Source organism: Spirillospora sp. NPDC127506 (assembly GCF_040302145.1).
Lineage (GTDB): Bacteria > Actinomycetota > Actinomycetes > Streptosporangiales > Streptosporangiaceae > Spirillospora.
Genome location: NZ_JBEORG010000051.1, coordinates 22,627 through 43,166 on the forward strand (window position 1 = coordinate 22,627; position 20,540 = coordinate 43,166).

At 73.2% G+C, this 20,540-nt stretch carries 19 protein-coding genes; 11 read left to right on the top strand and 8 right to left on the bottom strand.

Annotated elements, in window-relative coordinates; translation table 11 throughout:
* Positions 1 to 694: 694 nt before the first annotated feature.
* The 4 genes from ABTW95_RS31545 (at position 695) to ABTW95_RS31560 (ending at position 4,838) form a co-directional block, all read left to right on the top strand.
* Complete coding sequence (locus tag ABTW95_RS31545; RefSeq protein WP_396445812.1) at positions 695 to 1,945, top strand: PucR family transcriptional regulator; 1,251 nt, start codon at positions 695 to 697, stop codon at positions 1,943 to 1,945.
* Between the two features lie 86 nt (positions 1,946 to 2,031).
* Positions 2,032 to 2,391: a histone-like nucleoid-structuring protein Lsr2 gene (locus ABTW95_RS31550; RefSeq protein WP_396445811.1), complete on the top strand. Its 360-nt coding sequence runs from the start codon at positions 2,032 to 2,034 to the stop codon at positions 2,389 to 2,391.
* 13 nt (positions 2,392 to 2,404) lie between these two features.
* Positions 2,405 to 2,734, top strand: a complete 330-nt coding sequence (locus tag ABTW95_RS31555) for a histone-like nucleoid-structuring protein Lsr2 (RefSeq protein ID WP_396445810.1) — start codon at positions 2,405 to 2,407, stop codon at positions 2,732 to 2,734.
* Positions 2,735 to 2,969: 235 nt separating this feature from the next.
* A complete protein-coding gene (locus ABTW95_RS31560) occupies positions 2,970 to 4,838 on the top strand; it encodes a CASTOR/POLLUX-related putative ion channel (protein ID WP_500228226.1) in 1,869 nt (622 codons plus the stop codon).
* Here ABTW95_RS31560 and ABTW95_RS31565 read toward each other — a convergent pair.
* A complete protein-coding gene (locus ABTW95_RS31565) occupies positions 4,816 to 5,850 on the bottom strand; it encodes a hypothetical protein (RefSeq protein ID WP_500228227.1) in 1,035 nt (344 codons plus the stop codon). The genes ABTW95_RS31560 and ABTW95_RS31565 overlap by 23 nt on opposite strands.
* Before the next feature lie 170 nt (positions 5,851 to 6,020).
* On the opposite strand from ABTW95_RS31565, the gene ABTW95_RS31570 reads away from it, so the two are divergent.
* Genes ABTW95_RS31570 through ABTW95_RS31585 form a run of 4 tightly spaced genes read left to right on the top strand, consistent with a single transcriptional unit; the run spans position 6,021 to position 9,223 of the window.
* Complete coding sequence (locus ABTW95_RS31570; protein ID WP_500228228.1) at positions 6,021 to 7,355, top strand: hemolysin family protein; 1,335 nt, start codon at positions 6,021 to 6,023, stop codon at positions 7,353 to 7,355.
* Entirely contained in the window at positions 7,352 to 8,371 is a 1,020-nt protein-coding gene (locus ABTW95_RS31575) for a hemolysin family protein (RefSeq protein ID WP_500228229.1), read from the top strand. The genes ABTW95_RS31570 and ABTW95_RS31575 overlap by 4 nt, the downstream gene beginning before the upstream one ends.
* A gap of 58 nt (positions 8,372 to 8,429) precedes the next feature.
* The gene (locus tag ABTW95_RS31580; protein ID WP_067794089.1) at positions 8,430 to 8,663 is read left to right on the top strand and encodes a helix-turn-helix domain-containing protein; all 234 of its coding nucleotides are present in this window, start codon (positions 8,430 to 8,432) and stop codon (positions 8,661 to 8,663) included.
* Positions 8,664 to 8,665: 2 nt separating this feature from the next.
* On the top strand, positions 8,666 to 9,223 hold the full coding sequence (locus ABTW95_RS31585) for a Clp protease N-terminal domain-containing protein (protein WP_396445803.1): 558 nt from the start codon (positions 8,666 to 8,668) through the stop codon (positions 9,221 to 9,223).
* Here the strand turns inward: ABTW95_RS31585 and ABTW95_RS31590 are convergent, their stop codons facing one another.
* The 5 genes from ABTW95_RS31590 to ABTW95_RS31610 form a co-directional block, all read right to left on the bottom strand.
* The gene (locus ABTW95_RS31590; RefSeq protein WP_500228230.1) at positions 9,224 to 9,766 is read right to left on the bottom strand and encodes a hypothetical protein; all 543 of its coding nucleotides are present in this window, start codon (positions 9,764 to 9,766) and stop codon (positions 9,224 to 9,226) included. It lies immediately after the preceding gene.
* A 99-nt stretch (positions 9,767 to 9,865) separates the two neighbouring features.
* Positions 9,866 to 10,708 (bottom strand): LLM class flavin-dependent oxidoreductase, encoded by an 843-nt coding sequence (locus ABTW95_RS31595; protein WP_500228231.1) that lies wholly within the window; start codon positions 10,706 to 10,708, stop codon positions 9,866 to 9,868.
* A gap of 115 nt (positions 10,709 to 10,823) precedes the next feature.
* Entirely contained in the window at positions 10,824 to 11,645 is an 822-nt protein-coding gene (locus tag ABTW95_RS31600) for a carbon-nitrogen hydrolase family protein (protein ID WP_500228232.1), read from the bottom strand.
* 12 nt (positions 11,646 to 11,657) lie between these two features.
* Positions 11,658 to 14,165 carry a DEAD/DEAH box helicase gene (locus ABTW95_RS31605; protein ID WP_500228233.1) on the bottom strand — a complete coding sequence of 836 codons (2,508 nt, stop codon included), beginning with the start codon at positions 14,163 to 14,165 and terminating at the stop codon, positions 11,658 to 11,660.
* Between the two features lie 48 nt (positions 14,166 to 14,213).
* Positions 14,214 to 14,810 (bottom strand): HD domain-containing protein, encoded by a 597-nt coding sequence (locus ABTW95_RS31610; RefSeq protein WP_500228234.1) that lies wholly within the window; start codon positions 14,808 to 14,810, stop codon positions 14,214 to 14,216.
* A gap of 94 nt (positions 14,811 to 14,904) precedes the next feature.
* On the opposite strand from ABTW95_RS31610, the gene ABTW95_RS31615 reads away from it, so the two are divergent.
* On the top strand, positions 14,905 to 15,087 hold the full coding sequence (locus ABTW95_RS31615; protein WP_500228235.1) for a hypothetical protein: 183 nt from the start codon (positions 14,905 to 14,907) through the stop codon (positions 15,085 to 15,087).
* 110 nt (positions 15,088 to 15,197) lie between these two features.
* Here the strand turns inward: ABTW95_RS31615 and ABTW95_RS31620 are convergent, their stop codons facing one another.
* Both ABTW95_RS31620 and gnd read right to left on the bottom strand, forming a co-directional pair.
* Entirely contained in the window at positions 15,198 to 15,452 is a 255-nt protein-coding gene (locus ABTW95_RS31620) for a hypothetical protein (protein ID WP_500228236.1), read from the bottom strand.
* Positions 15,453 to 15,665: 213 nt separating this feature from the next.
* The gene (gene gnd / locus ABTW95_RS31625) at positions 15,666 to 17,090 is read right to left on the bottom strand and encodes an NADP-dependent phosphogluconate dehydrogenase (RefSeq protein ID WP_500228237.1); all 1,425 of its coding nucleotides are present in this window, start codon (positions 17,088 to 17,090) and stop codon (positions 15,666 to 15,668) included.
* Positions 17,091 to 17,231: 141 nt separating this feature from the next.
* Here gnd and ABTW95_RS31630 point away from each other — a divergent pair, with 141 nt between their 5' ends.
* Together ABTW95_RS31630 and ABTW95_RS31635 are read left to right on the top strand one after the other, a co-directional pair.
* The gene (locus tag ABTW95_RS31630; protein ID WP_396445793.1) at positions 17,232 to 18,005 is read left to right on the top strand and encodes an HAD family hydrolase; all 774 of its coding nucleotides are present in this window, start codon (positions 17,232 to 17,234) and stop codon (positions 18,003 to 18,005) included.
* Positions 18,002 to 20,401: a glycoside hydrolase family 65 protein gene (locus ABTW95_RS31635; protein WP_396445792.1), complete on the top strand. Its 2,400-nt coding sequence runs from the start codon at positions 18,002 to 18,004 to the stop codon at positions 20,399 to 20,401. The genes ABTW95_RS31630 and ABTW95_RS31635 overlap by 4 nt, the downstream gene beginning before the upstream one ends.
* Positions 20,402 to 20,540 lie beyond the last annotated feature (139 nt).

The following is a 20,540-nucleotide window of genomic DNA, read 5'->3' on the forward strand; positions in this document are numbered from 1 at the left end:
CCCTTCTCGGAAGGGCGGATTAGCCGAGCGGACGGCCGTCATCTTGCTACAGAAATGCGCATCGCTGAACTGCACCCCTGGGCAGTCCGGGCGGTGCCGGGCTGCCCAGTCCGGCAACGCGGCGCCCCCCGGGCCCGCCGCGCACGAGGCCGTCCGGCCCTGGAAACCGCATGTCAGCGTCCGCTTGCACGGGGCGCCCCGGCGGCCGGGAGGGCCGACCGCGCACGTCACCGGTCCGCAATGCCGGGAGATAGGAGCGCGTTTCGGCGTACCATCACGAGCGTTTTACCGCACCGGTCGCACAAGATATATTTTCAAAATCTAGTTCAAATCAGGACGGATACCTCAAATCCTGTGAGGTTGCCCACAAATAATTGGCAGAATGCGGCCAGGCGCCCGCGACCGGTCCGGCGGCTCCGCGTACCCGCTGGACCGTTCCCGCCGGACCGCCCGCCGGATCGCGCCCGCCGACCGCGGCCGTTCCGCCGCCGCGGCGCGGCGCCTGAGCCCGGTGCCCGGTGCGCCCGTTCCGGTGCGCCCGCCCGCACTCCCCCGGTGCGCTTGTCAGTGCGCTGACAAACGCGGATCCGCGCGGTGAAGGCCGCTTAGTGTCGCAGATCACGCCGCGTGCCTAAGTTGATACGACCCGGGCGCCCGGAACGGCGTCCGCGCAACGCGATCGGGAGGTGGCACCGTGACCGCGGCGTACGAGGACACGTCCTCCGGCTCACCGGTCCTGGAGGGCCTCTCGGAGGAGCCGTGGCGCGACGTCCCGGCCGAGGAGGCGCGCTGGATGCGCCCCCGCCTCCCGGAGCTGCTCGGCGTGATGGTCGAGGGCGTGCTGCGGCACGTCCCCGAGTACGACCGGCCCGGCGACGCGGCGTACTGGCGGGTGGCCGAGGCCGCGGTCGCGCACGCGATGGAGCACTTCGTGCAGATGATCGCCGACCCCGACGCCTCCTGGAAGGAGGTGCACCAGGTCTTCTTCGACGTCGGCTACGGCGAGGCCGTCGAGGGCCGCAGCCTGGAGCACCTGCAGAACGCGATGCGGGTCGGCTCGCGGATCGCCTGGCGGCACCTCGCGGTCGAGGCCGAGCGGCTCGGCCGCCCGCACGCGCTGATCAGCCTGCTCGCGGAGGCGAACTTCGCCTACCTGGACGCGCTGGCGTCCGCGGCGGCGCACGGCTACGCGCGGGCCAGGGAGAAGGCGGCCGGGGAGCGCGAGCAGCGCCGCGGCCGGCTGCTGGCCCTGCTGCTGTCGGACCCGCCGGCGCCGCCCGAGGTCGTCCGCGAGCAGTCCGCCCGGGCCGGCTGGCCGCTGCCGCGGCGGCTCGCGGCGATCGTGCTGCGGCCGCGGCCGGGCAGCGGCGGCGAGGGCCCGGCCGGGCTGCCGCCGTCCCTGCTGACGGGGCTGGACCGCGGCCGCCCCTGCCTGGTCATGCCCGACCCGGACGGCCCCGGCCGGATCGACGAGCTGACCGCCACGCTCGCCGGCTGGACCGGCGCGATCGGCCCGTCGGTCCCGGTGGAGCAGGCCGGGACGTCGCTGCTGTGGGCGCGCCGCGCGCTCGACCTCGCGCCCGCCGCGCCGGTCCGCCGGGGGGCGCGGCGCGGCGGGGTCCTCGTCCGGGCCGAGGAGCACCTGCCGGACCTGCTGCTGCGCGAGGGCGGGACGCTCGCCGCGATCGTGGCGGCCCGGCGGCTCGCCCCGCTGGAGGAGGCCGGGCCGCGGCAGGGCCTGCGGCTCGCCGTGACGCTGCTGGAGTGCATGAAGCACGGATTCAACGCCACCGGCGCCGCCGAGGCCCTGTGCGTGCACCCGCAGACCGTCCGCTACCGGCTGGCGCAACTGCACGCCATGTTCGAGTCCGACATCGAGGACCCGGAGATCCGGCTGGAGATGATGCTCCTCCTGCAGACCTGGATCCGCCGCCACAGCGGCTGACCCGGTCGCGTCCTTCCTCGTCCGGGCCCGGAATCCGCTACGGTCGGGGTCGCCGCGTAGGCGAGGGGAAGGAAGACACAGAGCACATGGCCGAGAAGGTCATTCGCGTGGACGACATCGACGGCTCCGAAGGGGACGATGTCGTAAAGCGAGACTTCGAAGTCTTGGGTCGGACGTTCACGATCGACCTGAGCGATGACAACTACAAGCGGCTGAACGGGGTGCTGGAGGCGCTCGCGCCCTTCATCGAGAACGCCGCGGAGGTGAAGCCCGCCGGGAAGGGCCGCAAGTCCCGCGCAGCGAAGATCAAGGGCTACACGAACGGCGATGTCCGCGAGTGGGCATTGCGTCAGGACATCGAAGTCTCCGAACGTGGCAAGATATCTGATGAGGTCTATGCTGCATTCATCGAGGCACATCCGGACGCCAAGCCGGACGTAAGCTAGAGGGAGTCCCCGCATGGCACAGAAGGTGGAAGTCCTACTCGTGGACGACATCGACGGCGGAGAGGCTGACGAGACCGTCAGCTTTTCCCTCGATGGCACGTCTTATGAGATCGACCTGAGCAAGAAGAACGCCGCCAAGCTGCGCAACAGCCTGGAGCCGTTCGTGGCGAATGCCCGCAAGGCGCGCAAGACCACCGGCCGCGCCGGGCGCGGGTCGCGCACCGCGGGCAGCCGCGAGCGCTCCGCCGAGATTCGCGAGTGGGCCAAGAAGCAGGGCATCAAGGTCAATGAGCGGGGCCGTATCCCCGCCAATGTGATCGAGCAGTACGAGGCCGCGCACTAGCGGATCCGCGGCCGGCGGCGTTCCGGCACGACGCGAGGGGCCGGGGTGGAATTCTCACACCCCGGCCTCTTACGTGCGTACCATACGTGCGCACCGGGCAAATCGCCATTAGGAGATAATGCCCGGAATGATGTAAGACATCGCAATAGGCGGACACGAGGCAGCGGCTGAGGGGGCGGACCGGTTGGTACCTGCGCGGCGGTGGGAACGGGTCAGGTACTGGTTCGACCGGACGATGTCCAAAGGGACGCCCGCGCTCATCGGCTGGCTCGGCCTCGCCTCCGCGGCGCTGGTGCTGGTGGTGGCGACCGCGGCGGTCGTCATCGCGCCCCGCGACAGCGACGAGAACGGGCACTGGCCCGGCATGGTGTGGCGCAGCCTGCTGCGCACCCTGGACCCCGGGACGATGGGCGACGACACCGGCACCGGGCCGTTCCTGGCGCTGATGCTGCTGTCCACCATCGGCGGGATCTTCATCGTCAGCTCGCTGATCGGCGTGCTCACCACCGGCCTGGAGGCCAAGATCGGCGAACTGCGCAAGGGCCGGTCGCGGATCGTCGAGCAGGGCCACACCGTCCTGCTCGGCTGGTCGGAGCAGGTCTTCACCGTCGTCGCCGAGCTGGTCGAGGCCAACCAGGGCAAGCGCCGGTCGTGCGTGGCGATCCTCGCGAACCGCGACAAGGTGGAGATGGAGGAGGCGATCCGCGCCCGGGTCGGAGACCTCGGCCGCACCCGGATCGTGTGCCGCACCGGCGACCCGCTGAAGGTCGCCGACCTCGACCTCGTCAGCCCCGGCACCGCGCGGTCCATCCTCATCGTCACACCGGAGCTGGAGGACGCCGACACCCGCGTCATCAAGGTGCTGCTGTCGCTCGGCGCCCGGACCTGGGGGCGGCGCCGGCCGCACGTCGTCGCCGCCGTGCACGACCCCGCGAACCTGCCCGCCGCGCGGCTCGCCGGCGGCGACCTCGCGCACATCATCGACGCCGACGACGTCACGATCCGGCTGATCGTGCAGTCGCACCGCCAGTCCGGCCTGTCGCAGGTCTGCACCGAGCTGCTGGACTTCGCCGGCCACGAGTTCTACATGCGGCCCGAGCCCGCCCTCGCGGGCATGCCGTTCGGCGAGTCGCCGGCCGCCTACGAGCTCGGCGTCCCGTCCGGCCTGCGGCGCGCCGACGGCACCGTGCTGCTCAACCCGCCGATGGACACGGTGATCCGCGCCGACGACGAGATCATCGTGCTGGCCGAGGACGACCTGCTCATCCGGCTCGCCGACGGGCCGGCCCCGCCCGTCCGGGAGGAGGCGATCAGCACCGCCACGGCGCGGGAGCCGGTGCCCGAGCGCACCCTGATGCTCGGCTGGAACCACCGGGCCCCGAAGATCATCGAGCTGCTGGACGAGTTCCTCGCCCCCGGGTCCGAGCTCATGGTGGCCGCGCCGCGCGAGGACCCGACCGGAGACCTCGCCGCGGTCGCCAACCTCAAGATCGACTTCGTCCGCGCGGAGCCGACCGAGCGGCCGGCCCTGGAGGCCCTCGGCGTCGGCTCCTACCAGAAGGTCATCGTGCTGTCGGACGCCTGCTACGACCCCGGCCACGCCGACGCCCGCACCCTCGTCACGCTGCTGCACCTGCGCGACATGGGGAACGCCCTCCAGGAGGGCCGGCGCTCCGCAGAGGGGGCGGCCCACGCCCCCGGATACCCGTTCGCCATCGTCAGCGAGATCAACGACGACGCCAACCGGGAGATCGCACAGGTGACCAAGGCCGACGACTTCGTGGTCAGCGAGAAGCTGATCAGCCTGATGATGACCCAGCTGAGCGAGAACCGGCACCTGTACGACGTGTTCGTGGACCTGCTCGACCCGGCAGGCTCGGAGATCTACCTCAAACCCGCGGGCGACTACCTGGTGCCGGGCGCGGAGGCCAACTTCGCGACGCTGATCGAGTCGGCGCGGCGGCGCGGCGAGATCGCGCTCGGCTACCGGCTGACCGCGCGGTTCCACGAGCCGCCCGGCTACGGCGTGGTGCTCAACCCGGACAAGGCGGCGCCGCTCACGCTGTCGGCCGACGACCGCGTCATCGTGCTCGCCGAGGACTGACCCCCGGCGCGTCGGCGGGCACGGCGAGGTCGTGGCCCGCCCGCAGCGCCCTCGTCACCCGCTCGCGCAAGGCCGTCTCGGCCCGGCGGGCGTCCTCGGCCAGGCCGCGGATCTCCGCGCCCGCCATCTCGTCCCCGACGGTGCTCGCCAGCAGGTCCCGGTAGCGGGCGTTCTGCTCCGGCAGGCCCTGCAGCACCTTCGCCTCGTGGTAGGCGTCGTCGGCCTCGCGGGCGCGGCGGGCGTACGCCTCCAGCGCCTCGATCCGCCCGGTCACCGAGCGGACCGACAGCTCCAGGGCGCGGTCCTGCGGCTCCAGCAGCGCCCGGACCCGCGGGGACAGCCGCTCGGGCTGCTGGGCGAGGCGCTCGCGGCGCAGCCGGGTGTGCTCGGCGAGGGCGCCCGCGACGGCCCACTCCTGGCACGGCAGGACGACCGCGTTGTTGACGTCGTCCAGCAGCCCGGCGCCGTGCGCCTGCGACCGCAGGACGTCGTCGATGGCGCGCTGGGCGCGGACGAGCAGCCGCGCCGCCGGCCCGTCGAAGTCGGCGGGCAGCAGGTAGCGGCCGTGGTGCTCGCGCGCGGCGCGGGCGGCGGCCGGCTCCCGCACGTGCCGCAGCGCGCCGATCACCCAGCCGGCGAAGCTCACCGCCGCGAGGACGGCGACGGCCCGGACCTGGCCGGACAGCAGCAGGATGATCTGCAGGGCCGGGGTGAGCATCATCGCGAGGACGGGCAGCCGGCCCCAGCGCACCGCGCCGCCCAGCAGCTCGTCGTCGTCCAGCGAGGCGAGGAAGCACATCCGCAGCCAGCCGCCCGGCAGCACGCCGTAGAAGACGGCGAACGCCGGGATCCACACCAGCCGCGCCAGCACCGTGGCGGCGCGCAGCCGCGGCGGCGGGGGCGCGGGCAGGCACGCCGCGACCAGCCGCTCCGGCGCCGCGGCGAGCAGCGCGCGGTCGTCGCCGCCGATGGCGGGATCGAACACCGGACGGGGACGGTTCTCGACGTTCATGGCGACTCCCGTACTCCCGGCGTCATGGCCGTGCAGGTGTTCATTCCACGCAGAGCGGTCGATAACCGTCCCGGAATCGCGAGAGACACCGGCCCCGCCGGGGTAGGAGGATCTTGACCGGAGGCGCCCCCGGCGGCGCCTGCGGGCGGTCGCGTGCGGAGGGAGGCCGGGTGAACGGCGCGCTCGGGCTGCTTGCCGTGCTGGTGCTGACGGCCGCGACCGGCTACTTCGTGGCGCAGGAGTTCGCGTTCGTCACCGCGGACCGCCCGGCGCTGGACCAGCGGGCCGCCGAGGGCGACCGGGCGGCGGCGCGGGCGCTGCGGGTGATGGGCCGGCTCTCCTTCATGCTGTCCGGCGCGCAGCTCGGCATCACCGTCACCGCTCTGGTCGTGGGGTTCATCGCCAAGCCGGCGCTGGCCGACCTGCTGGACCCCGTGCTGCGCGCGGCCGGGGTCCCGGACGCGGCGGCGGGCGGCGTGGCGGTCGCGGCCGGGTTCGCCATCGCCACCGTGATCCAGATGGTGCTGGGCGAGCTCTTCCCCAAGAACCTGGCGCTGGCCAGGGCGGAGCCGATGGCCCGCGCGCTCGCCGCGTCCACCCTCGCCTACCTGGCGGTGGCGGGGCCGCTGATCAGGCTGTTCGACGCGTCCGCGAACCGGCTGGTGCGCGCGGCCGGGATCGAGCCGGTGGAGGAGCTGCACCACGGCGCGACGCTGGAGGAGCTCGGGCACATCATCGGCGAGTCCGGCGGGCAGCTGCCCGAGGGGCAGGTGGACCTGCTGGAGCGCGCCCTGGTGTTCTCCGAGCGCGACGCCGAGGAGGTGATGGTGCCGCGGGTGGACGTGGTGACGGTGCCGGCGTCGGCGCGCGCCGCCGAGCTGAGCGACGTGGTCTCCGCGAGCGGGCACACCCGCTACCCCGTGCTCGGCGACGGCGTCGACGACGTCGTCGGCGTCGTCGGGCTGGAGGAGCTGATCACGCTCGGCCCGCAGGACGCCGCGCGCACCGCGGTCGGCGACATCGCCCGGCCGCCGCTGCTGCTGCCGTCCTCGCTGCCGCTGCCGGAGGTCGTGCTGCGGCTGCAGGGCGCGGCCGAGCCGATGGCGTGCGTGGTGGACGAGTACGGCGGCTTCGCCGGCATCGTGACCTGGGAGGACGTCGCCGAGGAGCTGGTCGGGGAGATCGCCGACGAGAACGAGCTCGGCGAGGACCTCGCGATCCGCGCCGGCGAGTGGTGGACGACCGACGCCGGGCTGCGGATGGACGAGGTCGCGCACGAGACCGGCATCGCGCTCCCCGACGGCGACTACGAGACCGTGGCGGGGCTGCTGCTGAAGGAGCTCGGCCGGGTGGCGCGGCCCGGCGACGTGGTCCGCGTGGACCTCCCGCCGACCCGGCTGGACGAGCCGCCCCGCACGGCGGTGGTCGAGGTCCTGACCGTCCACCGGCACGTGCCGGAGCTGATCCGCATCCGCACCGTCGAGACCGCCGGGGAGGACCGGTGAACCCGGGGCTCGGCGCGCTCGTCACGCTGGCGCTGCTGGCCGGCAACGGGTTCTTCGTCGCCACCGAGTTCGCGCTGGTGGCGGCGCGGCGGCCGCGGCTGGAGCGCGCGGCGGCGCGCGGCGGGCGGGCCGCGGCCGCCGCCGTCGCCGGGATCGACGAGCTGTCGCTGACGCTCGCGGGCGCGCAGCTCGGCATCACGATGTGCTCGCTCGGCCTCGGCCTGGTGTCCGAGCCGGTGTTCGCGGGGGCGCTCGCCCCGCTGTTCCACTCCGCCGGACTGCCCGGGGCCGCCGCGCACGCGGTCGCGTTCGTGCTGGCGCTGGCGCTGGTGACGTTCCTGCACATGGTCGTCGGCGAGATGGCGCCGAAGTCGTGGGCCATCGCCGACCCGGAGCGCTCGGCGGCGGTGCTCGGGCTGCCGTTCCGCGCGTTCACGACCGCCGCCCGCCCGGTGCTGGCCGCCCTGAACGGCACGACGAACCTGCTGCTGCGCGCCGCCGGCGTGCGGCCGGCCGACTCGCGGGAGGTCGCCCGCACGCCCGAGCAGCTGCGCAGCATCGCGCAGGAGTCGCGGCGGCTCGGGCTGATCGAGGAGAGCGAGCTGACGCTGCTGACCACCGCGCTGGACGCGCCGCGCGCCCCGCTGGCCGGGCTGGTCGTCCCGGTGTCCGACATCGTGTCGGTGCCGCCGGAGGCGTCCCCGCAGGAGGTCGTCGACACGGCCGCCGGCACCGGCCACACGCGGATCATGGTGCGCGGCCCGGGCGGCGCGGGGGCGGCCCGCATGGTGCACGTCCGCGACGCCTACCTGGCCCGCGCGCGGGGCGCCGCGACGCCGGCCGGGGAGCTGGCGCATCCGGTTCCGGCGATGCCGGTCTCCACGCCGGTGGGCGAGGCCGTCGCGATCCTGAAGTCCCACCACAGCCATCTGGGCCTGGCCATCGGCCCGGACGGCCGGCTCGCGGGCCTGGTCAGCCTGGACGACCTCCTCACCACGCTGCTGACCGTCCGCTGAACCCCGGAGATGTCAACGTTGGTTGACAGGGCCGGGTCTGTCAACCTACATTGACACCATGAGCGACGGAGTGACGCTCGCCCAGGAGGCGAGCAGCCGGGATCCGGCGGTCGGCCTGCGGGCCGTGCGGGCGCTGCGCGAGCTGGCCGAGCGGCTGGAGGCGCTGCAGGTCGCCAGCGCCCGAGACCAGGGCTGGTCCTGGCAGGAGATCGCGGTCTGCCTCGGCGTGAGCCGGCAGGCCGTCCACAAGAAGCACGGCGGCGGGCGCCGCCTTCTCAAGAAGGAGCAGTGAGGATGTTCGAGCGTTTCACCGGGCCCGCCCGCGAGGCCGTCGTCGGCGCCCAGGGAGAGGCGCGGGCCCTGCGCGACCACCACATCGGCACCGAGCACGTCCTGCTCGCCATGGTGCGGGGCGACGACCCCATGGGCCGCGCCCTCCGCGAGCACGGGCTGGCCGCGGACGACCTGCGCGCCCGTATCGCCCGCGTCAACGGGACGGGCGGCGAGGTCCTCGACCCGGAAGCGCTGAAGAGCATCGGCATCGACCTCGACGCCGTCCGGGAGGCCACCGAGGAGAGCTTCGGCGAGGGCGCCCTCGACGTCCCCGCGGGGAAGCTGGACCGGTACCGCAGGGGGCACATCCCCTTCACGCCGAAGGCCAAGAAGGCCCTGCAGCTGAGCCTGCGGCACGCGATCCGGCTCAAGCAGAAGGAGATCGGCAGCGGGCACATCCTGCTCGGCATCCTGCACGACGAGGACTTCCTGTCGGTGCGGCTGGCGAAGGAGGCGGGCGCGGACGTCGCGGAGCTGCGCGCGCACGTCGAGCGGCTGCTCACCTCCGAGGCCGCCTGATCAGCGCCCGAACTGATCGGTGAGGACGGCGACGCAGGCGCGCCTGCGGAGCGGGTCGTCCGGGAAGCGCCGCCGGCACTCCCTCGCGATCCAGGACGGGGGCCGGGCGTGCGTCTCGTGCGCCTCGTGCTCGGTCGGATGCCCGGGCGTGCGCTTGTGCGTGTGCTTAGCGGGCGGGCGGGGACGCGGCCTGCGCGGTGCGGCGGGGCGGTGGTGCTCGGGAGCGGAGCGGCCGCGATGGGGAGCCGACGTCGTCTGATGCGCGGCGGGCGCCCCGGCTCCGGGCCTCGTGACCCCCGGCGCCGGCCGGTGCGGCGGCGCCGCGGACGGCTTCGCGGACGGCTTCGCGGACGGTGACGGGGTGGCGGCGTCCGGTCCGGCGGTCCGGGCCGGGACCGCCGGGGTCGCCGCGTAGCCGATCGCGAGGACGAGACCGGCGCCGAGGACGAGCGCCAGCGCGGGCAGGACGGCACGGCGCCGCCCGGGCGGGCTCGGCTCGGCACGGGTGAATCCGGCGGGCGGGAGGCTGGAGGAGAGGCGCACCCTCCGATGCTCACGCCGCGCACCCGGCCGGACACGGAGAATGCCCGCTACCGTTGCCGCCTTGATACACGATGAAGCACGGTCACCTCGGTGCGCGGGTCACCGCCCCGCGAGGAGCTCCACCACGGGGGCGAACTCCTCCATGAAGGGGGAGGAGACCGACACGTACGACACGCCCAGCTCATCCCGCCGCCGGGCCAGCGTGTCGGCCATCTCGCGCGGCGTGCCGGACAGCATCGCGATCGCGCCGGACTTCGCCATCGCGGCGGGATCGACCCCCATCTGCCCCTGGAGCCAGTCCGGCACCTCGTCGCCGACGACGTGCACCTGGGTGCACAGCTCCAGGTCGTCGAACCGCTCCCCCGCCGCCCGCCGGACGGTGCCGACGTATCCGGCGAGCTCCGCGTCCCCGGTCAGCGGCGGGACGCCGAACGCGACGGTGTCCGCGCGCCGCGCGGCCAGCTCCAGCATCCGCGGCCGGGACCCGGCGACGAGCACCCGCGGCGGGCGGCCCGTCCCGGCGAACAGGCCCTCGGGCGGCCGCCCGACCGCGTCGATCACCCGTTCCACCTGGGCGATCCGGTCGGCGGGGGCGCCGTAGGGGACGCCGAAGAGCGCCGCGTCGTCCTCGCCGCCCGGCCGGCCCGCGCCGATGCCGAGCTCGAAGCGGTCGCCGGTCGCGAAGGCCATCGAGGCCGCCTCCCAGGCGACCATGTGCGCGGGCCGGGTCGCCGCGGAGAGCACGAACGTGCCGACCCGCAGCGTGCTCGTCGCGCCGGCCGCGGCGGCGAGCGCCGCCGCCGGCATGGCCGTGCCGGACGTGTCCGGGGTCAGCAGCGTCGCGTAGCCGAGCTCCTCGGCGCGGCGGGCCTGCGCCGCCCAGTGCGCGCCGTCCCGCGCCCATGCCGCCATCACCCCGAACCGGAACAGCCGATCGGCCATCGCACTCGCCTCCCGTGACGCGTTTCACTTCACCCCAGTTTGAGTGAGCGCTCACTCATTCGTCAAGGCGCACCGCCCCGGTCCGGGCTGCGCGGCGCCGTCCGCACGGTGCGTCTCAGCCGGCCGGGGCGACGGTGAACCGGCGCAGGCGCAGCGCCGGGTTCTTCTCCCGGACGGCGGCGATCCGCTCGGGCGAGACCTCGCCGTACGCGACGCCCGGCCCCTCCCCCAGCCCCGCCGCGACCACGCCCATCGGGTCGACGATCATGCTGTTGCCGGCGCCCGCCGGGGCGCACTGGCCGGCCGCCGCCACGTAGATCGTGTTCTCGATCGCGCGGGCGCGGACCAGCGTCCGCCAGTGGTCCTCCTTCAGCGGCCCCGGCACCCAGTCGGCGGGCAGCGCCAGGACGTCGGCGCCCGCGTCCACGATCCGCCGGGTCACCTCGGGGAACCGGACGTCGTAGCAGGTCTGCAGGCCGAACGTGACGCCGCCGACGGCGAACGTCTCCGGGGCGCCGATCTCGCCGGGCCGGACGATGTCCGACTCCCGGTACCCGAACGCGTCGTACAGGTGGAGCTTGCGGTACTCGGCGACGACCTTCCCCGCGGGGCTCACCGCGACGAGGGTGTTGGAGATCCGGTGGGCGGGGGCCGGAGGACGGCCCGGGTCGTCCAGCCGCTCGTTCATCCCGGCGACGAGGTGCACGCCGTGCCGCCGGGCCAGATCGCCGAGGCCGCCGACGAACGGGCCGTCCAGCGGCTCGGCCGAGTCGACGAACCGGCCGTCCATCTTCGGCGCGGTGAACATGGCGAACTCGGGGAACACCACGACCTGCGCGCCGCGCCCGGCCGCCTCCCCGGCAAGCTCGCCGATCACCGCGAGGTTCTCGTCCTTGTCGACGCCGGGCGCGAACTGCGCCACCGCGACCTGCACCATCGCCTGCCTCCCCTACATCCGGTCGACGCCGGTCACCCGGATCACGGCCTCGCCCTCCCGGTCGGAGCCCGCGAGGTCGACCTCGGCGCTGATGCCCCAGTCGTGGTGCCCCTCCGGGTCGTCGAACACCTGCCGGACCCGCCACAGCGCGTCCTCCGGGACCTCCTCGATCTGCAGCAGCTTCGGCCCGCGCGCGTCGGCCCCGGTGAGCAGCTCGTCGTGCTCGGCGAAGTACGCCTCCATGGCGTCCTCCCACGCGTCGGCGCCGAAGTCGGGGTCGAGCTCGCCCAGCTCCTCGTACCGCTCCAGCGCGGCCAGCTCCACCCGCCGGAACATCGCGTTGCGGACCAGCACCCGGAAGGCCCGCGCGTTCGCGGTCACCTTCGCGACGCGCTCCTCGATGGGCTCGTCCAGGTCCTCGTCGGCCGGGTTCGCCAGCTGCTCCCACTCGTCCAGCAGGCTGGAGTCGACCTGGCGGACCAGCTCGCCCAGCCACTCGATCAGGTCGATCAGGTCGTCGGTCTTGATCGACTCCGGGACGGTCTGCTGCAGCGCCTTGTACGCCCCCGACAGGTACCGCAGGACGAGCCCCTCGGCCCGCGCCAGCTCGTAGTACCCGATGTACTCGGTGAACGTCATCGCCCGCTCGTACATGTCGCGCACGACCGACTTGGGGCGCAGCGGATGGTCGCCGACCCACGGGTGCCCGGCCCGGTAGATCTCGTACGCGGCGTCGAGCTCGTCCTCCAGCGGCTTCGGGTGGTCGACGTCCTGGAGCAGCTCCATGCGCTCCTCGTACTCGATGCCCTCGGCCTTCATCTCCTGGACGGCCTCGCCCCGCGCCTTGTTGACCTGCGCGGCGAGGATCTGCCGCGGATCGTCCAGCGTCGCCTCGATCACCGACAGGACGTCCAGCGCGTACGAGGGCGACGCCGGGTCGAGGATCTCGAACGCGGCGAGCGCGAACGTCGACAGCGCCTGGTTGAGCGCGAAGTCCTCCTGCAGGTCGACGGTGATCCTGGCGTAGCGCCCCAGATCGTCGGGCTCGGGCAGCACCTCCACGACCCCGGCCGCGAGCAGCGACCGGTAGATCGCGATGGCCCGCGAGATGTGGCGCCGCCGCGCCGCCGGCTCCTCGTGGTTGTCTGTCAGCAGCCGCTTCATCGCCTGGAACGCGTTGCCCGGCCTCGCGATCACCGACAGGAGCATCGCGTGGCTGACCTGGAACCGGGACCGCAGCAGCTCCGGCTCGGCCTCCTGCAGCTTCTTGAAGACCTCCTCGTCCCACCCGACGAACCCCTCGGGCGGCTTCTTGCGCTGCACCTTCCGCCGCTTCTTCGGGTCGTCCCCGGCTTTGGCCAGCGCCTTCTCGTTCTCCACCACGTGCTCGGGCGCCTGCGCCACCACGTACCCGACGGTGTCGAACCCCGCGCGGCCGGCCCGCCCGGCGATCTGGTGGAACTCCCGCGCCCTGAGGCGCCGCACCCGGTGCCCGTCGTACTTGCTCAGCGCGGTGAACACGACGGTCCTGATCGGGACGTTGACGCCCACGCCCAGGGTGTCCGTCCCGCAGATGACCTTGAGCAGCCCGGCCTGCGCCAGCCGCTCCACCAGCCGCCGGTACTTGGGCAGCATCCCCGCGTGGTGCACGCCGATCCCGTGCCGCACGAACCGGGAGAGGTTGCGCCCGAACTTCGTCGTGAACCGGAAGTTGCCGATCAGCTCCGCGATCCGGGCCTTCTCCGCCTTGGTGCACACGTTGATGCTCATCAGCGCCTGGGCGCGCTCGATCGCCGCCGCCTGCGTGAAGTGCACCAGGTAGACCGGCGCCTTCTGCTCGGCCAGCAGCTCCTCGATCGTCTCGTGCAGCGGCGTCACCCGGTAGTCGTAGATCAGCGGGACGGGCCGCTCCGCCGACGTCACCAGCGCCGTCGGGCGCCCCGTCCGCCGCGTGAGGTCCTTCTGGAAGAACGAGACGTCCCCGAGCGTCGCCGACATCAGCAGGAACTGCGCCTGCGGCAGCTCCAGCAGCGGTATCTGCCACGCCCACCCCCGCTCGGGCTCGGCGTAGAAGTGGAACTCGTCCATCACCACGACGCCGATGTCGGCCTCGGCGCCGTCCCGGAGCGCGATGTTGGCGAGCACCTCGGCGGTGCAGCAGATGATCGGCGCGTCCGAGTTGACGCTGGCGTCGCCGGTCATCATCCCGACGTTGTCCCGCCCGAACATCTCGCACATGTCGAAGAACTTCTCCGACACCAGCGCCTTGATCGGCGCCGTGTAGAACGCGACCTGGTCCCTGCCGAGCGCCGCGAACAGCGCCCCGGCCGCCACCAGGCTCTTCCCCGACCCGGTGGGCGTCGAGAGGATCACGTTCGCGCCCGACACCACCTCGATGAGCGCCTCCTCCTGCGCGGGGTACAACGTGATCCCGCGCTGCGACACCCACCGCTCGAACCCCTCGAACAGCGAATCGGCGTCGGCGTCGTTTCCGGAGGGAAGCTCATCGATAAGACTCACCCCTCCATCCTGCCCCCTCGTCCCGACCGCCCGTGCCACCGAAGGGGATCACACCAGAGGGTGCCCGTACTCGGCCGCCAGAGGCTTGAGGTCGGGTTCACCGAACGCCTCGCGCATCTCGGCGAAGGCCGCGGCCTTGTCCTCGCCGAAGCGCCGCACATGGACGGCATACGTGTCGGCGGACACGAACGTGGGCGGATTGGTCTTGCTGTGGAACTTGTCCGCGTACATGACCAGCCGCTCCTCGGGGCTCTCGGCCACGTAGTCGCCGGGAGGCACGGGGAGCCCCTGCCGCACGATGTCGTCCCGGGTCAGCCCCATACCGGTATGGCAGGAACAGAACCGGCAGAGCGCCTCCGGGAACCCCTCGGCCGCGAGGAGCTCGTGCCCGAGCACCCCATGCCGCACATATCGCGCGTGATCGAACCTTCCGGTCGCGTCGTACAGCCGGTAGACCCCCACGTCGTGCAGCAGGCACCCGGCCCGCACCAGGTCCGCGTCCACCCCGGCCCCGGCCCGCCGCATGATCTGCTCGGCGACCCGGCACACGATCACGCAGTGCGTCCAGACCAGTTCGAACGCCTCCCGCCCCGGCGCCTGCCGCTCGTGCAGCGCCCGGATCTCCTCGTCCCGCGGAATGCGCATCCGGAAAGCCTAGAGCCGCCGCCGTCCGGGTTAGGCGGCGCCCGTCCGGCAAGAAAGGGCTGGACGACCAGAGGAACCTGGAAGGGACGGCCAGATGGCGAAGAACGATCCGGCGGACCGGGGACCCGGGGCGAGTTCGGGGCAGGAGGAGCAGGCTCACGAGCGGGTCGTGCCGGGGACCGAGAGCGCCGATGAGGGATATGAGTCGGACGCCGCCGCGGGGACGCGGGGCGGCGACCCGATCGCCGGGGTGGAGGAGGAGCCGGACGAGCCGTGAGCCACGGCGCCGCCGCGCGCGGCCCCGGACACGGCGATGCCCCCCCCGGGGGCGCCCCCGGGGGGCATCTTCATGTCCCTTTCGGCTTCATGTCCCCATCGGCGCGGCCGCTACGGCGTCACGCCCTCGGACCTGGCGACCAGGCGGGCCAGGGTCCCGGCCATCTCCTCCTGGCGGGCGGCCATCTTGCCCAGCTCGCCCATGATCAGGTTCACCGCCGAGCCCAACTCCTGGCGGACGGCGCGGAACTCCTGGCGGACCTCCTGCCTGAACGAGGCGAACTCGTCCTTGGTGACGAAGTCCTTGAGGTCGTCCTTGGTGGCCAGGTCGGCGAGGGTGACCTGTTCGAGGGGCTTGGGCGACATGACGGGCATGCTACCTCTCCTTCTGGTCCTGTGCCGCGGGAGTGCGACGCCTCAACCTGACACACCCCGAGGACTCTCGGTCGCCATTCGATCACACTTAGCCACAAGGGACCACCTGCGGATCACCCCGTTCTCCAGTCGCCTTCCCTTGGGTCCTCCCTAGGGGAAGGTGGAGGCGGAACCCCTCCCGGTGGAGTTGGGCGGGGGTGGGTCTCAGGTGGTCACTTCGGTCTGGTCACCGGCCCAGAGGGTGTGGAACGAGCCTTTCCGGTCCACGCGGCGGTAGGTGTGCGCGCCGAAATAGTCGCGCTGGCCCTGGGTCAGCGCGGCGGGCAGGCGGTCGGCGCGCAGGGAGTCGTAGTAGGCGAGGGCCGTGGAGAAGCCGGGGGCCGGGATGCCCAGGCGGGCGGCGGTGGCCACGACCTCGCGCCAGGCGTCCTGGGCGTCGCCGACGGCTTCGGCGAAGTGGGCGTCGGTGAGCAGGGTCGGCGTCTGCGGGTCGGCCTCGTAGGCGGCGCGGATGCGGTCCAGGAAGCGGGCGCGGATGATGCAGCCGCCGCGCCAGATCGCCGCCATCGCGCCGAGGTCGATGTTCCAGCCGTACTCGGCGCTGCCCGCCTGGATCTCGTGGAAGCCCTGCGCGTAGGCGACGATCTTGGACGCGTAGAGGGCCTTCTCGACGGCGTCGGGCAAGGACGAGTCGGCGGCGGCGCCGCGGGACGGGCCCGGCAGGTTCCGGGACGCCTCGCGCAGGGCCGCGTGGCCCGAGACCGCGCGGGCGAAGACGGCCTCGGCGATGCCGCCGACGGGGACGCCCAGGTCGAGGGCGGTCTGGACGGTCCAGCGGCCGGTGCCCTTCTGCTCGGCCTGGTCGAGGACGACGTCCACGAACGGCTTGCCGGTGGCGGCGTCGGTGTGCGCGAGGACCTCGGCGGTGATCTCGATGAGGTAGGACCCGAGGCGGCCGGTGTTCCAGGTGCGGAAGACTTCGGCGATCTCGGCGGGCGCGAGGCCGGCGGCGTGCCGGAGCAGGTCGTAGGACTCGGCGATCAGCTGCATGTCGGCGTACTCGATGCCGTTGTGCACCATCTTCACGAAGTGGCCGGCGCCGTCGGGGCCGACGTGGGTGCAGCAGGGCGTCCCGTCGACCTTGGCGGAGATGTCCTCCAGGAGCGGGCCGAGGGCCGCGTAGGACTCCGCGGAGCCGCCGGGCATGATGCTCGGGCCGTGCAGGGCCCCCTCCTCGCCGCCCGAGATGCCGGTGCCGACGAAGTGCAGGCCGCGCTCGCGGAGGGCGGCCTCGCGGCGGCGGGTGTCGAGGAAGTTGGCGTTGCCGCCGTCCACGATCATGTCGCCGGGCTCCAGCAGCGGGGCGAACTCGTCGATGACGGCGTCGGTCGGGGCGCCCGCCTTCACCATGATGACCAGGCGCCGCGGGCGCTCCAGGGACGCGACGAACTGCTCCGGCGTCTCGGCCGGCAGGAACGCGCCCTCGTCCCCGAACTCCTCCACCAGCGCCTTGGTCCGGGCCGCGGTGCGGTTGTGGACGGCGACGGGGTGCCCGTGCCGGGCGAGGTTGCGGGCGAGGTTCCGGCCCATCACCGCCAGCCCCGTGACGCCTATTCTCGCCTTCTCCATTGGCTCACTCCTCCTCGTGTGCGACCCTGACCAAGGGGTTGTACGCGGGGCATGATCCCCTCGTTCGAGCGCGGGCGCTGCGTCCGCGCTCGTTGCGGGAAAGGGCCGCGCGGCGACTGATCATCGTCAACTCTCACATCGATGGTGTCATTCCAGGGGGTGCGGATGCTGGGACTGCCGGACGAGGCGGCGGCGTGTCTCTTCGATCTCGACGGGGTGCTGACCCGGACGGCGTCCGTCCACGCGGCGGCGTGGAAGGAGATGTTCGACGGATACCTGCGGGAACGTTCCGAGCGGACGGGTGAGCCCTTCGCCGAGTTCGATCCCGTGGCCGACTACGGCCGGTACGTCGACGGCAGGAAGCGCGAGGACGGGACGCGCTCGTTCCTGGAGTCGCGCGGCATCTCGCTGCCCGAGGGCGACCCGGACGACCCGCCGGAGAAGGAGACGATCCGCGGGCTCGGCAACCGGAAGAACGCGCTGGTGCTGAAGCTCATCGAGGAGAAGGGCGTGGAGACGTTCGACGGCTCCATCGACTACGTCCGCGCGGCGCGCCGGGCGGGGCTGCGGACGGCGGTCGTGTCGTCGAGCGCCAACACCGTCCAGGTCCTGCGGACGACCGGCATCACCGACCTGTTCGACGCGCGGGTGGACGGCGTCGTCGCGGCCGAGCGGCACCTGCCCGGCAAGCCGGCCCCGGACATGTTCCTGGAGGGCGCGCGGGAGCTGGGCGTCCCGGCGGACAAGGCGGTGGTGTTCGAGGACGCACTGGCCGGCGTCCAGGCGGGCCGCGCCGGCGGGTTCGCGTACGTGGTGGGCGTGAACCGGGTGGGCGAGGCGCACGGGAAGGCGCTCGCCGAGCACGGCGCCGACGTGGTGGTCGACGACCTGTCCGAACTGCTGGAGGACGCGTGAACCGGCGGGAGAGGGAGAGCGCCGCGGAACGGCCGGTGTTCACCGTGGAGCCCTGGTGCGTCCGGGAGCCGGAGCTGCGGCTCGACCGGCTGGCGCAGAGCGAATCGGTGTTCGCGCTGTCCAACGGGCACCTCGGCATGCGGGCGAACCTCGACGAGGGGGAGCCGCACGGGATGCCGGGCACGTACCTCAACTCGTTCTTCGAGCTGCGCCCGCTGCCGCACGCCGAGACCGCCTACGGCTACCCCGAGTCGGGGCAGACGGTCATCAACGTCACCAACGGCAAGGTGATCCGGCTCCTGGTGGACGACGAGCCGCTCGACGTGCGCTACGGCCGGGTCCACCACCACGAGCGGGTCCTGGACATGCAGGCGGGCACGCTGACCCGGCACGTCGAGTGGACCTCCCCCGCCGACAAGACGATCAAGGTGACGTCGGTGCGGCTGGTGTCGCTGACCCAGCGGGCCGTCGCGGCGATCTGCTACGAGGTCGAGCCGGTGGGCGAGGCGGTGCGCGTGGTCGCCCAGTCCGAGCTGGTCGCCAACGAGGCGCTGCCCGGCGGCGGCAAGGACCCGCGCTCGTCGGCGGTCCTGGAGAGCCCCCTCGTCAGCGAGGAGCACTTCGCCAACGGCACCAAGGTGCTGCTGCTGCACCGGACGCGGCACAGCGGGCTGCGGATGGCCGCCGGGATGTCCCACGACATCGACGGCCCCGAGTCGATGCGGGTGGAGACGGAGAGCTCCCCGGACGTCGGGCGGCTGACGGTCGCGACGCGGCTGGAGCCGGGGCAGCGGCTCCGCATCGTCAAGTACATCGCGTACGGGTGGTCGAGCCGGCGGTCCCGGCCCGCGCTGCACGACCAGGTGGTCGGGGCGCTGGCGGGCGCGCGGCAGACCGGCTGGGACGGCCTGCTGGCCGAGCAGCGCGCGTACCTGGACGAGTTCTGGGAGGGCGCGGACGTCGAGGTCGAGGGCGACGCGGAGATCCAGCAGGCGGTCCGGTTCGGGCTGTTCCACGTCCTGCAGGCGGGCGCGCGCGCGGAGCGCCGCATGATCCCCGCCAAGGGGCTGACGGGGCCCGGCTACGACGGGCACACGTTCTGGGACACCGAGACCTTCGTGCTGCCCGTGCTGACCTACACCTCCCCCGGCGCGGCGGCGGACGCGCTGGCCTGGCGGCACATGACGCTGCCGCTGGCGTGCGAGCGCGCCCGGCAGCTCGGCCTGCACGGCGCCGCGTTCCCCTGGCGGACGATCCGCGGCCAGGAATGCTCGGGCTACTGGCCGGCGGGGACCGCGGCGTTCCACATCAACGCCGACATCGCGGACGCCATCGTCCGGTACGTCGACGCCACGCAGGACGAGCAGTTCGAGCGGGAGATCGGCCTGGAGATCCTGGTGCAGACCGCGCGGCTGTGGCGGAGCCTCGGCCACCACGACGTCGGGGGCGTGTTCCGCATCGACGGCGTCACCGGCCCGGACGAGTACAGCGCGATCGTGGACAACAACGTCTACACCAACCTCATGGCGCGCCGGAACCTGCAGGAGGCCGCCGAGATGGCGATGCGGCACCCGGACGTCGCCGACCGGCTCCGGGTGAACGCCGAGGAGGCCGCGTCGTGGCGGGACGCGGCGGCGGCGATGCTGATCCCCTACGACGACCGGCTCGGCGTCCACCCGCAGAGCGAGAGCTTCACCAACCACGCCCGCTGGGACTTCTCGGCGACCAAGCCCGACCACTACCCCCTGCTGCTGAACTTCCCCTACTTCGACCTCTACCGGAAGCAGGTCGTCAAGCAGGCCGACCTGGTCCTGGCGCTGCACCTGTGCGGCGAGGCGTTCACCGAGGAGCAGAAGGAGCGCGACTTCGCCTACTACGAGGGGCTCACCGTCCGGGACTCCTCGCTTTCGGCGCAGACGCAGGCGGTCGTCGCGGCCGAGGTCGGCCAGCTCGACCTGGCGCACGACTACCTGGGCGAGACCGCGCTGATGGACCTGCACGACCTGAACCACAACACCCGCGACGGACTGCACATCGCGTCGATGGCGGGGGCGTGGAGCGGGCTGGTCGCCGGGTTCGGCGGGATGCGGGCCCGCAGGGGCGAGCTGAGGTTCGCGCCGCGGCTTCCGGGCGGCATCAGCCGGCTGGCGTTCCGGATGCGCTACCGGGGCAACCTGATCAAGGTCGGGGTGACCGCCGAGGAGGCGCGCTACGAGCTGCTGGACGGGCCGGGCCTCAAGCTGTGGCACCACGGCGAGGAGTTCACGCTCGGGGAGGAGCCGGTGGAGCTGCCGATCGAGCCGGTCCAGCCGCGCCCGGCGCCGACCCAGCCCGCCGGCCGGGAACCGGCGCCGCGCCGCTTCGAGCCGCACATCCGCCCGCCCCGCCGGAGGTAGCGGCCGGGAGGCGGCGGCCGGTCAGTCCGCCGGGGCGCAGGCGTCCGCGCAGGCGGCGGCCCCCTCGCCCGCCGCGTTCGTCAGCACCATCGTCGTCACCCCGGCGGCCAGCGCGGTCCGGACGGGGTGCACCACGGCG